General features: G+C 56.4%; 13 protein-coding genes. 3 read left to right on the top strand and 10 right to left on the bottom strand.

Annotated elements, in window-relative coordinates:
- Nucleotides 1–41 precede the first annotated feature (41 nt).
- The 5 genes from malZ to phoB form a co-directional block, all read right to left on the bottom strand.
- Nucleotides 42–1,859 carry a maltodextrin glucosidase gene (gene malZ, locus L3068_RS04715; RefSeq protein ID WP_117581170.1) on the bottom strand — a complete coding sequence of 606 codons (1,818 nt, stop codon included), beginning with the start codon at nt 1,857–1,859 and terminating at the stop codon, nt 42–44.
- 162 nt (nt 1,860–2,021) lie between these two features.
- Complete coding sequence (proY, locus tag L3068_RS04710; protein ID WP_014882745.1) at nt 2,022–3,395, bottom strand: proline-specific permease ProY; 1,374 nt, start codon at nt 3,393–3,395, stop codon at nt 2,022–2,024.
- Nucleotides 3,396–3,475: 80 nt separating this feature from the next.
- On the bottom strand, nt 3,476–4,795 hold the full coding sequence (gene brnQ, locus L3068_RS04705; protein WP_014882744.1) for a branched-chain amino acid transporter carrier protein BrnQ: 1,320 nt from the start codon (nt 4,793–4,795) through the stop codon (nt 3,476–3,478).
- 409 nt (nt 4,796–5,204) lie between these two features.
- Nucleotides 5,205–6,500, bottom strand: coding sequence for a phosphate regulon sensor histidine kinase PhoR (gene phoR / locus L3068_RS04700; protein WP_014882743.1), 1,296 nt, complete (start codon nt 6,498–6,500; stop codon nt 5,205–5,207).
- 21 nt (nt 6,501–6,521) lie between these two features.
- Nucleotides 6,522–7,211 (bottom strand): phosphate response regulator transcription factor PhoB, encoded by a 690-nt coding sequence (phoB, locus tag L3068_RS04695; protein ID WP_008503265.1) that lies wholly within the window; start codon nt 7,209–7,211, stop codon nt 6,522–6,524.
- A gap of 186 nt (nt 7,212–7,397) precedes the next feature.
- Here phoB and sbcD point away from each other — a divergent pair, with 186 nt between their 5' ends.
- Together sbcD and sbcC are read left to right on the top strand one after the other, a co-directional pair.
- Nucleotides 7,398–8,603: an exonuclease subunit SbcD gene (gene sbcD, locus L3068_RS04690; RefSeq protein ID WP_214602850.1), complete on the top strand. Its 1,206-nt coding sequence runs from the start codon at nt 7,398–7,400 to the stop codon at nt 8,601–8,603.
- Nucleotides 8,600–11,731 (top strand): exonuclease subunit SbcC, encoded by a 3,132-nt coding sequence (gene sbcC / locus L3068_RS04685; protein ID WP_117581174.1) that lies wholly within the window; start codon nt 8,600–8,602, stop codon nt 11,729–11,731. Before sbcD ends, sbcC begins: the two co-directional genes overlap by 4 nt.
- A gap of 98 nt (nt 11,732–11,829) precedes the next feature.
- On the opposite strand, the gene mak is transcribed toward sbcC, so the two are convergent.
- Nucleotides 11,830–12,735, bottom strand: a complete 906-nt coding sequence (mak, locus tag L3068_RS04680; protein WP_014882740.1) for a fructokinase — start codon at nt 12,733–12,735, stop codon at nt 11,830–11,832.
- 123 nt (nt 12,736–12,858) lie between these two features.
- On the opposite strand from mak, the gene rdgC reads away from it, so the two are divergent.
- On the top strand, nt 12,859–13,773 hold the full coding sequence (gene rdgC / locus L3068_RS04675; RefSeq protein ID WP_014882739.1) for a recombination-associated protein RdgC: 915 nt from the start codon (nt 12,859–12,861) through the stop codon (nt 13,771–13,773).
- Between the two features lie 48 nt (nt 13,774–13,821).
- On the opposite strand, the gene ppnP is transcribed toward rdgC, so the two are convergent.
- From ppnP to aroL, 4 genes are all read right to left on the bottom strand, one after another.
- Nucleotides 13,822–14,109, bottom strand: coding sequence for a pyrimidine/purine nucleoside phosphorylase (ppnP, locus tag L3068_RS04670; RefSeq protein WP_014882738.1), 288 nt, complete (start codon nt 14,107–14,109; stop codon nt 13,822–13,824).
- Nucleotides 14,110–14,180: 71 nt separating this feature from the next.
- The gene (locus L3068_RS04665) at nt 14,181–14,858 is read right to left on the bottom strand and encodes an AroM family protein (protein ID WP_032637368.1); all 678 of its coding nucleotides are present in this window, start codon (nt 14,856–14,858) and stop codon (nt 14,181–14,183) included.
- A gap of 238 nt (nt 14,859–15,096) precedes the next feature.
- Nucleotides 15,097–15,288, bottom strand: a complete 192-nt coding sequence (yaiA, locus tag L3068_RS04660) for a protein YaiA (RefSeq protein WP_014882736.1) — start codon at nt 15,286–15,288, stop codon at nt 15,097–15,099.
- 44 nt (nt 15,289–15,332) lie between these two features.
- Nucleotides 15,333–15,857, bottom strand: a complete 525-nt coding sequence (gene aroL, locus L3068_RS04655) for a shikimate kinase AroL (protein WP_014882735.1) — start codon at nt 15,855–15,857, stop codon at nt 15,333–15,335.
- Nucleotides 15,858–15,904 lie beyond the last annotated feature (47 nt).

The following is a 15,904-nucleotide window of genomic DNA, read 5'->3' as shown; positions in this document are numbered from 1 at the left end:
GCATTTGCGCCATCTTAAAGGTGGAAACATTTACCGTCGCGTTAGCTACCGACCCAGATCGTCGCGGATATCGCCGGCAGCGCCAGCACGCCGTCCTGAATCGTCGCCTTGCCCTCTTTATTCTTCCACGTAGCCACCTTCAACAGCGGGGAATCATCCAGCACCACTTCACAAGCCTCGCCCCGGTTGATAGCCACCAGCACGCGCTGCTGGTTATAGACGCGGACAAAGACCACCACGTTATCATGGGCGTACACCACCTGGCAGCCGCCGTAGCGCAGGGCGAGGCTCTGTTTACGCAGCTTCGCCAGCCGCTGATAGAGGCTGAACAGCACCTTGTCCTGTTTTTCCGGCGCCCACGGGAAGGTTTTGCGACAGAACGGATCGTTGTTGCCGTCCAGTCCCACTTCATCTCCGTAGTAGATACACGGTACGCCCGGCCAGGTGAAGAGCCAGGTGACCGCCAGCGGCAGACGCGCCACATCCTTGCCGAGCAGGGATTTAAAGCGTGCGGTATCGTGACTATCAAGCTGGTTAAACATCCTCAGCTGCTGCTGATGAGACAGCCCGGCGCGGTAGTTATCCATCCACGCTGCGCAGGTTTCGGCGTCAATGTGGTTCGGATCGTAGGAGATATCAGTATTCGCCAGGAAACCCCATAGCGGGAAGGTAAAACCGCGATAGTTCATCGCCGCATCTTCGGCATCGTTTTGCAGCCACTGCCGCGCGTCGCCAAAGTGTTCGCCAAATACGAACGCTTCAGGCCGGGCCGCTTTTGCCGAGCGCGTGATCCCACCGACGTGCTGCAGGTTATTTCGCGCCCCTCCCGCTTCACCCAGCATATGTACGACGTCCAGACGCCAGCCGTCCATATTCCACGGGGCGTTCAGCCAGTGGCGGACGATGCTGTCTTCGCCGCCGTAAATCTCATTAACCAGCGTTGATGACTGGAAATCCAGCTTCGGCAGACTGGGGTAGCCCAGCCAGTCCAGGGCACGCCCCTCCTCATTAAAGCTGTACCAGTCACGCTGCGGCAAGTCCGGGTTATGACATGCTCCGCCCATCGACTGGTTATGACGGTCAAACCAGGCGTGCGAATCTCCGCTGTGGTTAAACACGCCGTCCAGAATCAGGCGCATGCCTTCCTTAAGGGTGTTCTCTCGCAGGCGCAGCAGTGCCTCGTCCCCGCCAAACTGCGCGTCAACGTGGCGATAATCCTGTGTATCGTATTTATGTACGCTCGGGGCTTTAAACACCGGGTTGAGGTACAGCGCCGTCACGCCCAGTTTTTTCAGGTACGGCAGCTTTTCGCTGATGCCGTCGAGATCGCCGCCGTAAAACGTCGAGCCGCCCGCCTGCGCCGTCACCGGCTCATCCCATTTTTTCAGGATAATGTCGTGGCCCGCCGCGTGGTGGTGATAGACCTTATCCTGGTCGGCAGTGCGTTTTTCGCTACGCGCAAAGCGGTCCGGGAAAATCTGGTAAAAGACCTGATCGTTAACCCACTGCGGTCCGCTATCCGGATAATCAACGGCAAACTGTTCCAGCCGTGCGGGCGGGAACCGGCTAAACCCCTGCGGGGTAAACCACAGCTGACGATGGTTCCACAGCAGCTTGAAGCTATAACGGCGGCGTGGCTGTCCGCTACGCAAATCGATATTCGCCCGCCAGGCGGTGATCCCCGGCTGCGGCTGGCTGCGCAGCTTGTGCATTTTCAGCCCGGTCTCTTCATTATCAATTTCGGCGCGGAGCGTCACGCGTTCAGGCTGATTTTCCCCCGCCAGCCAGAGCGTAATCACAAGGTTGTCTTTGTTTTGCTTAACAAATGGGGCAACCGGAAGGTGCCAGGCATTTAACATCACGAATCCCCTTTGATGAAATTGACGTCACCTTGCCACAGGGTGGTTAAGGATAGCTCACCATGACGTGATTTATTGGGGGAGGAGGACGGGGGAGGAGGGATCAGTGCGGCCTGATGCCCTCACCCTAACCCTCTCCCACAGGGAGAGGGAATAAAAAAATTACTGCGCTTCTGCCAGTTGGCGATCGCGGCGGCATTTAAACACCCAGCCAACCAGCAGCAGGACGATCCACGCACAGCCCACGTAGAGGGAAATACGGGTATCCGGATGGTAGCCAATCAGGCCAATGATAAACACCAGGAAGATCAGCCCGACGACGGTTGTTGCAACGCCACCCGGGACTTTAAACTTCAGCGCTTTCGCCTCTTCCGGCGACAGTCGACGGCGGAACGCAATCTGCGACAGCAGGATCATGATCCACACCCACACGGTCGCGAAGGTCGCCAGCGACGCAATCACCAGGAAGACGTTCTCCGGCATGATGTAGTTCAGGTAAACCGAGAACAGCAGCGCAACGGTCATGACCACCACCGTCACCCACGGCGTGCCGCGGCGGGAGGTTTTAGCGAACACCTTCGGCGCACTGCCCTGCTCCGCCATGCCGTGTAGCATACGGCCTACGCCAAAGACGTCACTGTTGATCGCGGAAAGCGACGCGGTCAGCACCACGAAGTTCAGAATGCTGGCAGCAAACGCAATGCCCATATGCTGGAAGGTCAGCACAAACGGGCTACCGTTGGTACCGACCTGGTTCCATGGGTAGATGGACATAATCACGAACAGCGTGCCCACATAGAACACCAGAATACGCATCGGCACGGAGTTGATGGCACGTGGAATGGATTTCTCAGGGTCTTTCGCTTCCCCGGCGGTGATACCAATAATTTCAATACCGCCGTAGGCGAACATCACCATCTGCAGCGACATCACCATCCCGAGCCAGCCGTTGCTGAAGAAGCCCCCGTTGCTCCAGAGGTTATGGATCCCGGTCGGCTGACCGCCGTTGCCAATCCCCCAGAGGATGATGCCAAAACCGGCCACAATCATGATGATAATGGTGGCGACCTTGAAGAAGGAGAACCAGAACTCAAGTTCGCCGAACACCTTCACGCTCATCAGGTTGACGGCGCAGATGAGCAGCACCACGCTCAGCACCCAGATCCAGTGCGGCACCGTCGGGAACCAGACGCCCATATAGATACCAAACGCCGTCACATCGGCAATGGCCACAATCAAAATTTCAAAGCAGTAGGTCCAGCCAGTGATAAACCCGGCCAGCGGTCCGAGGTTTTCCTGCGCATAGCGCGAGAACGAACTGGCAGAAGGATTGTGAACCGACATCTCTCCGAGGGCGCGCATGATGATATACGCCGCCACGCCGCCAATGATGTAGGCCAGCAGAACGCTTGGACCGGCCATTTTGATGGCATCTGCCGAGCCATAAAAAAGACCGGTACCAATCGCAGAGCCCAGCGCCATAAAGCGGATGTGGCGTGTGCTGAGACCACGTTTAAGTTTGTTAGTGCTTTCCATTAAAATCTTGCCATTCAACACGAAAAAACAAAAAACCACGGGGCCTTAAGCCCCGTGGTTAAACAGTTTGTTGCCGTTGATTAATGGGCGTTAGATGCAACCTGGCGCCCTGCAGCACGGTCCCAGATAATCGCCAGAACCAGTGCAACAACGGTAGGCATCAGCCAGGCCAGGCCCTGCTCGGACAGCGGCAGACGCTGTGTCCAGGCGGGCAGAATCGCGGCGAACGCTGATGCTTTAATCCCGTCAAGGATACCAAAAATCAGGCTGATAAACATGGCTGGCGCAATAATTCGTGAGGAGTTATTCCACCACGGACGGGTGAAGCTCAGCACCACCAGCACGATGCACGGCGGATAGATGGCCGTCAGCACCGGAATAGAGACCTGAATCAGGTGGCTCAGACCGAGGTTGGACACCGCCATGGAGAAGATACCGAGGATAAACACCAGGGTGCGGTAAGAGAGCGGCAGATACTGCGCAAAGAACTCAGCACAGGCGCAGGTCAGGCCCACTGCGGTCACCAGACACGCCAGGAAAATCAGCGCCGCCAGCAGCATACTGCCCGCACCACCGAAGGTGTGCTGGACGTAAGCGTGCAGAATAGCCGCACCGTTCGCGTTCTGATCAACCAGCATGGCGCTATCAGAGCCCAGGCGGAACAGCGCCAGATACAGCAGCGTCAGACCCACACCAGCCATCAGGCCAGCCCAGATGGTATAGCGGGTCAGCAGACGCGCTTCGGTCACACCGCGGGAACGCGCGGCGTTAACGATAACAATACCAAACACCATTGCGCCCAGCGTATCCATCGTCAGGTAGCCGTTCACAAAACCGTTAGAGAACGCGGCGTTTTTATAGGCGTCCATTGCGTCGCTGATCGGGCCTGCTGGCCAGATGATAGCGGCCACAGCGAGAACGATCAGGGCGATGATTTTCAGCGGCGCCAGGAAGTTACCCACGGTATCCAGCAGTTTGCCCGGATAGAGGGAGACCAGAATGACAATCGCGAAGTAGACCAGGCTGTAGATAAACAGCGGCATCGGGCCGTCGCCGGTCAGCGGAGCAATCCCCACTTCAAAGGAAACGGTCGCCGTGCGCGGGGTGGCAAACAGCGGGCCCACGGCCAGATAGCAGACAGTGGCCAGCAGAACACCTGCGACTTTGCCAATCGGCGTGCTGAGGCTGTCCACGCCGCCACCGACTTTCGCCAGCGCGACGACGGTCAGTACCGGTAGACCCACGGCAGTAATCAGGAAACCAAACGCAGCGGTCCAGACGTGTTCACCCGCCTGTAAGCCAACCATTGGAGGGAAAATAATGTTGCCTGCGCCAACGAACAGCGCAAATGTCATAAAGCCCAGCGCGATGATGTCACGCGATTTTAAGTGATGGGTCATAAAACCTTACTGCCTGTGGATGTGGTGTTGAAAACATTGAGATTTTCGTTTTCCCTGACGGGACGATACAGCCGAAAAATTGCTCAATTTCAGCGGGAAATGCTCCCGTCCTGGCGTGGAGAAGAATAGTTTTTCGATTTACCACGCAAATACAGTCGGTCTGACAGTATCTGGGGGGCAATTTAAACGCTTATAACGTTTAAAGGCAAGGTGGGATCTCAAAACCAGAACAATATGCCAGCATGAAAATACACGCCAGCACAATACGCTATTTACAGGAAAAACTCATGGCTAATCATGCGAACAAAAAACACCCAGCCGTATATTATTCATCCGCGTTTCGCTTGACTGCAAAGCAAACGGGCCAGCAGATGCTGACCCGTGGAAAGGGAAAATGACACACCTGCCCTCAGGCGGTCTTTTTGGCAATTAATCGTTCCGGAATAACGAAACTGAAGCGGGTTCCTTTCCCCAGCGTACTCTGAATATCAAGTCGGCTTTCGTGGTGATTTACCGCGTGCTTCACAATCGCCAGCCCCAGGCCGCTCCCCCCTGTTTGCCGCGACCGCGCTTTATCCACGCGGTAGAAGCGTTCGGTCAGACGCGGGATATGCTCCGGTGCGATCCCCGGCCCGTTATCTTCCACGCTAAACTCGGCGCCCGTAGGGGTACGGTTCCAGCGCACCATAATATCCGTCCCTTCCGGCGTATGGTTCACCGCGTTGTACACCAGGTTGGATATGGCGCTACGAAGCTCATCCTCACTGCCCAGCACCTTTAGCGTGCTGTCGACCTCGAAGGTCAGGTGATGCTTTTTGTGGCTTAACGTCTGCGCTTCACGCTCCACGACCCGCAGCATCATCGGCACATCTATCGTGTCATTCAGCGCAAGCGTAGGCGCCGCTTCAATCTTCGAGAGCGTCAGCAACTGCTTCACCAGCCCTTCCATGCGATGCGTTTGCTCGCGCATGGTATGCAGCGCTTTTTCACGCGGCGCACCTTCCAGCGTTTGCTCCTGCATCATCTCCAGATAGCCCTGAAGCACGGTCAACGGAGTACGCAGTTCGTGGCTGACGTTCGCAAAGAAATTACGGCGCGCGCCCTCAAGCTGGTGCATTTGGGTGACATCGCGCGCCACCATCAGCCACTGCTTATCGCTGTAAGGCATCACGCGGATTTCCAGATGGCGACCATTATTGAGCTTCAGATTGTGCGGGCGGGTAAAATCACGCTTTTTCAGATACAGCGTGAATTCGGGATAGCGTAAAAGGTTAAGGATGTTCTGACCGTTATCGTCCGGCCAGCGAAGGCCCAGCAGCTGTTGCGCCAGGCCGTTACACCAGAAGATGGTGCCTTCTTCAGTGGTCAGGATGACCGCATCCGGCAACGACTCCGCCCCGCTGCGAAAACGCTTAATCAGGCTTCCCAGCTCGCGACGGCGCTTTTTATTACGCATCTGCATCTGGTGCAGGCCGTACAGCAGGGGCTCCCAGCTGCCGCTGCCCGGCGGTGGGGTCATACTGCGGTCAACCCACAGCCACCAGGAGAGGCGCAGCAGGTTCCAGAAATGCCAGATCAGCAGCCCGGTGACCGACGCCAGCAGAAACCACGGCAGATGTCCGAGAAAGGCCCCAAGAAGGAAGGCCGGAATACAGCATAAGATCAGTTCAAAGACGAGCCTTTTCCATGACAGACGTTCCAGCACGCGTCACACTCCTGTCATTGTTCAGAAACGGGTCGAAAAACGATAACCCGTGCCGCGGACCGTCTGTACCATGCGATCGTGGCCGCTCAGTTCCAGCGCTTTTCGCAGGCGGCGAATATGTACGTCAACCGTCCGGTCTTCGACATACACGTTAGTTCCCCAGACGTTATTCAGCAACTGCTCGCGGCTGTATACGCGTTCCGGGTGAGTCATAAAGAAGTGCAGGAGTTTAAATTCGGTAGGGCCCATATCGAGGGGGTTTTCGCCGGTCATCACGCGGTGCGAGGTAGGGTCAAGGCTGAGTCCCTGCATCTCTATCACCTCTTCCACCGCCATCGGTGAAATACGGCGCATCACGGCTTTAATGCGGGCGACCAGCTCTTTTGGGGAGAACGGTTTAGTGATGTAATCGTCCGCGCCGGTTTCTAGTCCGCGCACGCGATCCTCTTCCTCTCCGCGCGCCGTGAGCATCACAACCGGGATGTCGCGGGTCAGCGCTTCACGCTTCAGATGTTTGATAAACTGCAGTCCGGAGCCGCCAGGCAACATCCAGTCCAGCAGAATCAGATCGGGCCAGGGTTCATTCAGCTGGTTCACTGCGCTGTCATAATCTTCCGCTTCAACCGGCTGGAAGCCATTTTGCTCGAGCACGAAGCACACCATTTCACGAATTGGAGCTTCATCTTCTACGACCAGAATACGTCTCGCCATACTTTGCCCTGTCTTATCTTATTAAGTTACACGTTTGTAATTCGGCGCCATTATGCGTCAGATTTATGACAGATTTATGAAAAACATTACCACGGTAGCGGGCAAACCGTTGTTTTATTACAGCGGTTATTTTCCCTTGTCTGAACGTTTATAATCCTGCTTTCTCATTTTTGCCACGGAACCGCTATGCGCATACTTCACACCTCGGACTGGCATCTCGGTCAAAATTTTTACAGCAAAAGCCGTGCGGCTGAACATGAAGCGTTCCTGAACTGGCTGCTGGAGACGGCGCAGGCCCACGAGGTCGATGCGATTATTGTCGCGGGTGACATCTTTGATACGGGGTCGCCCCCCAGCTATGCGCGCGAGCTGTATAACCGCTTCGTGGTGAACTTGCAGCAGACCGGCTGTCATCTGGTGATAGTCGCCGGTAACCATGACTCCGTGGCAACGCTCAATGAATCCCGCGACATTCTGGCGTTTCTCAATACTACCGTCGTCGCCAGCGCCGGGCATGCCCCGCAGATCCTGAAAAAACGCGACGGTACGCCGGGGGCGGTGCTGTGCCCGATCCCCTTTTTACGCCCGCGCGATATCGTACAAAGTCAGGCGGGACTGTCGGGCACGGAAAAGCAGCAACATTTATTACAGGCCATCACCGACTATTATCACCAGCAGCACGCGGATGCCTGCAACCTGCGTGGCGAACAGCCGATACCGGTGATTGCGACCGGGCATCTCACCACCGTTGGGGCCAGTAAAAGTGACGCCGTGCGTGACATCTATATCGGCACGCTGGACGCCTTTCCGGCGCAGAACTTCCCGCCTGCGGACTACATTGCGCTCGGGCATATTCACCGCGCCCAGGTTATCGGCGGCTGCGAGCATATCCGCTACTGCGGATCCCCTATTTCGCTCAGTTTCGATGAAACCGGCAAAGCCAAATCCGTGCATCTGGTGAGCTTCAGCGAGGGCAAACTCAGTGCCGTCGAGACGCTGGAGGTGCCGGTCACCCAGCCGCTGGCGGTGCTGAAAGGCGATCTGGAAGCCATCACTGCTCAGCTTGAACAGTGGCGCGGCACCGCGCTTAATCCCCCCGTCTGGCTGGATATCGAAATCACTACGGATGACTACCTGCATGATATGCAGCGAAAAATCCAGGCGCTGACGGAAGACTTGCCGGTAGAGGTCTTACTGGTGCGCCGCAGCCGCGAGCAGCGCGAGAAAATTCTGTTAAGCGCCCAGCGGGAAACGCTCAGCGAGTTGCGGGTAGAAGAGGTGTTTGAGCGCAGGCTCTTGCAGGAGGATATTGACGACGCGAAGCGCGAAAGACTCAGCGAACTGTTCACCCAAACCCTGCATGCCCTCAATGACGAGGAAGAAAACGCATGAAAATTTTGAGCCTGCGTCTGAAAAATCTCAACTCCCTCAAGGGCGAGTGGAAAATTGACTTTACCGCTGAACCCTTTGCCAGCAACGGGCTGTTTGCCATTACCGGCGCCACAGGCGCAGGTAAAACCACCCTGCTCGACGCCATCTGTCTGGCGCTTTATCACGAAACGCCGCGCCTGAGTAAGGTTTCCCAGGCACAAAACGACCTGATGACGCGAGATACCGCCGAGTGTCTGGCGGAAGTGGAGTTTGAGGTAAAAGGCATCGCCTACCGCGCCTTCTGGAGCCAGAACCGGGCACGCAACCAGCCGGACGGCAACCTGCAGGCGCCGCGCGTGGAGCTGGCCCGCTGCGAAGATGGCAAAATCCTCGCCGATAAAGTCACGGACAAGCTGGAGCAAACCGCCGCGCTCACCGGTCTGGACTATGGCCGCTTTACCCGTTCAATGTTGCTCTCACAGGGGCAATTTGCCGCCTTCCTGAATGCCAAACCGAGCGATCGCGCAGAGCTGCTGGAAGAGCTGACCGGCACCGAAATCTACGGCCAGATTTCCGCCATGGTGTTTGAAAAACACAAAGCCGCCCGCAGCCTGCTGGAAAAGTGCGAGGCGCAGGCAGCGGGCGTCGTGCTGCTGAGTGAAGAACAGCAGCAGCAATTACAGCAAAGTTTGCAGGCACTTACTGACGAAGAGAAAACGTTGCTGGCACAGCAGCAAAACCAGCAGAAACATTTTCAGTGGCTTACCCGTCATGATGAGCTTGTGCGCGAGCAACAACGCATCACCGCATTGCAGCAGCAGGCACAACAGGCTCTGACGGACGCTGCGCCTGAGCTGGCAAAGCTCCAGCTTGCGCAGCCCGCCGCCCAGCTTCGTCCGCTCTGGGCGCACCAGCAGGAGCAAACCGCGCGTCTGACGCAAACCCAGCAGCGAATTATTGAAGTAAATACTCGCTTACAAGCCAAAACCGCGCTGCGCGCGCGGATCCGTAATACTGCCCTGCGTACCCACGCCGAGCTTCATACTGAACTGACGGCGCTGGCGCAGTGGCTGGCGGAGCACGAGCGTTATCGCCTGCTGGGTCAGGAGATTGCCGGATGGCGCGCGCTCTTCTCACAGCTTAACCGCGATAAAAACCAGTTGGCCACGCACGCTGCGCGGATGACTGAGTTACGTAACAAGCTGACTGACATGCCGGAAAATACGCTCACGCTGACGGCGGATGAGGTCAACGTGGCAATGGAGCAGCAGTCCCGGTCACGCACGCAGCGCCAGCGGCTGACGTCGCTACACGCTCGCTATCAGCCGCTGCAAAAGCGCCTGCGCCAGAGCAATGAAAACGTACAGAAAGCCCAGGCGGAGCAGAGCAAACTTAATGAAACGTTGACGCTGCGCCGCCAGCAGTACAAAGAGAAACACCAGCACTATCTGGATCTGAAGGCCCTGTGCGAGCGTGAAGCGACAATTAAAGATCTGGAAAGCTATCGTTCACAGCTTGAGGCAGGCAAACCTTGTCCCCTGTGCGGTTCCTGCGAGCATCCCGCCGTTGAGCAATATCAATCGCTTGAGCTGACGGATAACCAGCGCCGCCGTGATGCGCTGGAAAAAGAGGTGGCCGCGCTAAAAGAAGAAGGCCTGCTGGTGCTGGGGCAGGTTAATGCTCTGGCTCAGCAGATTCAGCGCGAGACGGGCGACGTGCAGACCCTGTCTGAGGAAGAGCAAGCACTCACTAAAGAGTGGCTTGAGATCTGCGCGTCCCTGAATATCACATTGAATATTCAGGAAGATATCGCGCCATGGATAAACGAGCAGGAACACTATGAGCGCCAGCTTTATCAGCTCAGCCAGCGTCTTACCCTGCAAAACCAGCTGAACGAACAGGAAGCGCAGGCGCGCCAGTATCAGCAGCAGCTGACGGCGACACGCCAGACGCTGGAACACACCCTGCTCACGCTGTCGCTTAGCGTTCCCGAAGAGGGGAACGAAGCCGCCTGGCTGCACGCCCGCGAAGGAGAATTCGCGCAGTGGCAGGAAAAACAAACGCAGCACGGCGTGCTTGTGGAACGCAGCAACGCTCTGAAGCCGTTGCTCGACACACTTCCGGCAACCCACACCGAAGAGACCGAACCGGCCATTCCTGATGGCTGGCGCGCCATTCACGATGAATGCGTATCGCTGCAAAGCCAGCTTACCGCCCAGCAGCAACAGGAGGCGCTGGAGCAAGAGCGCCTGCAACAGTCGCAGACCCAATTCTCCGCGGCACTTTCTGCCAGCTGTTTTGCCGACAGGGAGGCGTTCATTGCCGCTCTGCTGGATGATGACATCCTCCGTGGCCTCGAACAGCTGAAGCAGTCGCTGGAAAACCAGATACAGCAGGCCACGGCGCTATCCGGCCAGGCGAACCAGCAGCTACAGGCGCATGTTGCGCTGCGCCCGGAAGGTCTCGAGGCCGATGCATCCACTTTGCAAATCCAGCTGCAGCAGCTGGCGCAACAGCTTCGCGAGAACACCACGCATCAGGGCGAGATCCGCCAGCAGCTCAAGCAGGACAGCGACAATCGTCAGCATCAGCTGACGTTGATGCAGCAAATTGAAGAGGCCGCGCGTCAGGCCGACGACTGGGGCTATCTGAACGCGCTGATCGGCTCCAGTACCGGCGATAAGTTCCGTAAGTTCGCTCAGGGGCTGACGCTGGATAATCTCGTCTGGCTTGCTAACCAGCAGCTAAATCGCCTGCACGGGCGTTATCTGCTCCAGCGCAAAGCCAGCGATGCGCTGGAGCTGGAAGTAGTCGACACCTGGCAGGCGGATGCCGTACGCGATACACGCACGCTCTCTGGCGGCGAGAGCTTCCTGGTCAGCCTGGCGCTGGCGCTGGCGCTTTCCGATCTGGTGAGCCACAAAACGCGAATCGATTCGCTGTTCCTGGATGAAGGATTCGGCACCCTCGACAGTGAAACGCTGGATACCGCACTGGATGCGCTCGACGCGCTGAACGCTACCGGGAAAACCATCGGCGTCATTAGCCACGTCGAGGCGATGAAAGAGCGCATACCGGTGCAGATTAAGGTGAAGAAGATTAATGGGCTGGGGTATAGCAGGCTGGACAGGGAGTTTGCGGTGGGGTGAATAAAGGGTCGCTGCGGTCTGGTGCCCTCACCCTGGCCCTCTCCCACAGGGAGAGGGTACAAACATCAAAAACAGCAACTTGCGTTGCTGTTTTGCTTTTATTCCGGCCACAGCCACGCCGCGCCGCGCACGCCGCTGGAGTCGCCGTGGACGGCTTTACGGATCGGGGTTTCACACTCGCCGCCGAAAACCCACTGCTTCACAAGATTTGGCACCGTGGCGTACAAGCGGTCAACGTTGCTCATCCCGCCCCCCAGCACAATCACGTCCGGATCGAGAATATTCACGACGTGCGCCAGCGATTTTGCCAGACGCATTTCGTAACGGCTCAGGGCCAGTTCAGCCACCGGATCCTGTTCTTCAACCAGACGCATGATTTCATTACCCTTGAGCGGTCGACCGCTCAGGCGGTGGTAATCGGTCGCAAAACCGGTGCCGGAGATAAACGTCTCAATACAGCCCTGCTTGCCGCAGTAACACGGAACGTCGGCGCGGTATTTGAGTTCATCTTCATCCATCCACGGCAGCGGATTGTGCCCCCACTCGCCCGCCGTGCCGTTGCCACCGATGTGCGAACGCCCCCCAAACGCCACGCCCGCGCCGCAGCCGGTCCCGATAATCACTGCAAAAACGGTCTGCGCCCCTGCGGCGGCGCCATCAACGGCTTCGGAGACCGCCAGGCAGTTGGCGTCATTGGCCAGACGCACTTCCCGGTTCAGACGCGCGCTTAAATCTTTATCAAACGGCTGACCGTTCAGCCAGGTGGAGTTAGCATTTTTAACCACGCCGGTATAAGGGGAGATTGACCCCGGGATACCCATCCCGACGGTACCGCTTTGCCCTGTCGCCTGCTCGGCCATATCGACCAGCCGGGCAATCGTCTCGATGGTCTGGTGGTAATCATCGCGCGGCGTAGGCAGACGGTGGCGGAACAGCTGTTCCCCCTGCTCGCTCAGTGCAATGACTTCTGTTTTGGTGCCGCCCAAATCAATCCCAATACGCACAAGACTCTCCTCATTCTTTTGATTATCAACAGAGTAGAAGCACGCTTCCCGATTAGCAATGCAAGCGATGCGACAATTCGTTATCATGCCCGCTGATTTAACGACAAGGCCGTGGAAATTATCATGCTGTGGTTCAAAAATTTGATGGTTTACCGTCTCAGCCGCGACGTTTCGCTGCGTGCAGAAGAGATGGAAAAACAGTTAGCCGCTTATAGCTTTTCCCCTTGCGGTAGCCAGGATATGGCAAAAACCGGTTGGGTTCCGCCAATGGGTTCACAAAGCGATGCCCTGACCCACGCCAGCAGCACGGGACAAATCATCGTTTGCGCTCGCAAAGAAGAGAAAATTCTGCCCACGCCGGTGGTGAAGCAAGCGCTTGAAGCAAAAATCTTCAAGCTGGAAGCCGAGCAGGGCCGCAAGCTGAAAAAAACCGAAAAAGATTCGCTGAAAGATGAAGTCCTGCACTCTCTGCTGCCGCGCGCTTTTAGCCGCTTTAGCCAGACGATGATGTGGATCGATACCGTTAACGGGCTGATCATGGTCGACTGCGCCAGCGCCAAAAAAGCAGAAGATACCCTGGCCCTGCTGCGTAAAAGTATCGGTTCTTTACCGGTCGTTCCGCTGGCACTGGAAACGCCGATTGAGCTGACCCTGACAGAATGGGTTCGCAGTGGTACTGCGGCGCAAGGTTTCCAGATTCTGGATGAAGCCGAGCTGAAAGCCCTGCTGGAAGATGGCGGCGTGATCCGCGCCAAAAAGCAGGATCTGGTGAGTGACGAAATCGCGGTACACATCGAAGCCGGGAAAGTCGTTACCAAACTGGCGCTCGACTGGCAGCAGCGCATTCAGTTCGTGATGTGTGATGACGGCTCCGTGAAGCGTCTGAAGTTCTGTGATGAGCTGCGCGATCAAAACGAAGATATTGACCGGGAAGATTACGCCCAGCGTTTTGATGCGGACTTTATCCTGATGACCGGTGAGCTGGCGGCGTTAATTCAGAATCTGGTGGAAGGCCTCGGCGGCGAAGCGCAGAGATAACAGGCAAAACACAGGCCGGGTAAGCGTTAGCGTCACCCGGCTTTTTTTTTATTTCAAATAGCGGCACAGATAAGAGGTCGGTTCAGCAACCTGCAAATGAAATTCGCTGTGGCCAGGAACGTTGAAGGCTTCCCCGGCAGCGTAAACTTTCCATTCCGTTTCACCCGGCAGTAAGACGTTCAGCGCGCCGCTGACTACCGTCATCTCTTCCGCTTCGGCCGTGCCAAAGGTGTATTCCCCTTCAGCCATGACGCCCACACTGGCGCGGCCCGTGCTGCTGCTGGTAAAACCAATGGATTTCACTTTACCGGAAAAGTATTCGTTACTTTGAAGCATGAACTGGCCCTTATATTCAGAGATAAAAATTCACTATAGGGGCCATGCTCATTGCCTGTCACGCAAAATCATTACATCAGGAGTTCGGAAGCCAGGCGCGCCATCAGAACATTTGATAACAGCACCGGCACGTCCAGCGCCTTTTGCAATAAATCACGGTGATGCTGATGGAAACCGAGGCAGTCCAGTATCAACACATCCGCCCCTTTCTCCAGTAGCGCCTTCCCGGCAGCGATCAGTTTGGCCTCGCTGTCCCAGAAGGGATTTGCCAGGGCATACAGAGGCGTTTTTTCAAGCACGTGCCATTTTGCTTCCTGGTTGTTCATGAGCTCTTCCATCGGCACAATCACCCCCACCTGATGCCCGTCAACAATAGAGGCCACCAGAGGCGGAATGATGCGCATTGGCTCAAGCAAAATCGCATTGCGCGCCACCAGTCCCTTAATGGGGGCGGTACTCATCAGCAAAATAACGTCATAATCTTGATTATCGAGCACTTCTATCACTGACTGCAGCGAACGCTCAATTTTCTGTCGTGAAACATGCGCCAGTTTACCGTCGCTTAATAACGTCGCCAGGGGCTCCTCCCCCGCCTCAACAGCGTAGTCCTCCATGACCTCTTCCCGGCTCATCTTACCCAGCAGGCTGAGATGCGTGATCTGCTGTTCAGAGACATGCTCGGTTAAAAGCGGTAACACTTCGCTTACAGGGACCACACCAATAGTGAGGATCGCCAACGTTGCCTTCATCGTTTTCGCCTTCCATTACTACAAAATCTTATTACACAGGTACAGGCTCACTACGCTGCACAGTTCGTTTTTTCAACAAAACAGCACCAAGCGTAGCAGGTGATCTGCATCGCGAAATGTAAAGATCACCTGCGGGTAACGGAGTCACCTGTAATAACTAAATATTAACTCCTGCTTAACATTGGCGATGAGTAAAAAGTGTGATTCAGGCACGGTATTGGAGCGTTTAGGAAAACATCTATGACTTTTCGGGATCTTCGTAGCGCCGTTTGGCATCCAGGGCTTCCTGTTCAGTCTCATGTTCACTGATCAGCGAGTCCGGTTTGGGGTGATCGGCACGCAGCTGATACCAGGTCACGGTTTGATCGCCTGTGCCTTTTTCAACGGTAACGATACGTGCTTCGCGCGGATAGGGAGGTCTGGTTGGCATAGCTCATCCTTTTTTTATGTCTGAGCTATCAGTATAGACGGCGGTTAGCTGGCACAAGCCAAACGCAGGGCGGTAATAATCTGAATCACCACCTCTTCCGGTGCCGCAGAAGCATCCACAACGTGGTGCGCCGCTTCACGGTACAGGGCATCACGCTCGGCCAGGACTTCGCTCACCTCTTCGCTGAGCGGTCTGGAGGTCAGCGCCGGACGTTGTCCCTCCTCCGGAAAGGCCTCAAGGCGCCCCACGAGAGCCGAAACCGGCGCGCAGAGATAGATCACAATGCCCTTTTCACGCATAAAATGCCGGTTACACTCGGCGAGAACAATCCCCCCTCCTGTCGCAATCACGGCTGACGGCGTGGTGACCGCTTTCAGCGCGGCCGTTTCGCGTGCGCGAAAGCTCTCCCATCCCTCTTGCTCAACAATGTCCGCGATGGTTCTGCCGGCCTCGGTTTGCAGCCAGTGGTCGGTATCAACAAACTGACGATGACATGCGCGTGCCAGTTCCAGGCCAACGGTGGTTTTCCCACAGCCGCGGGGGCCAACTAAAAAGATGGGTTGGGTCATAGCCAGGTGTTCCCCTTGATGCCGGATGGCTGAAGAGTGTAAAGAAA

This window comes from Enterobacter cloacae complex sp. ECL414 (genome assembly GCF_021869685.1).
GTDB lineage: Bacteria > Pseudomonadota > Gammaproteobacteria > Enterobacterales > Enterobacteriaceae > Enterobacter > Enterobacter kobei.
The sequence above is the reverse complement of the archived record's forward strand: the minus strand, read 5'-3'. Positions and strand labels throughout refer to the sequence as shown.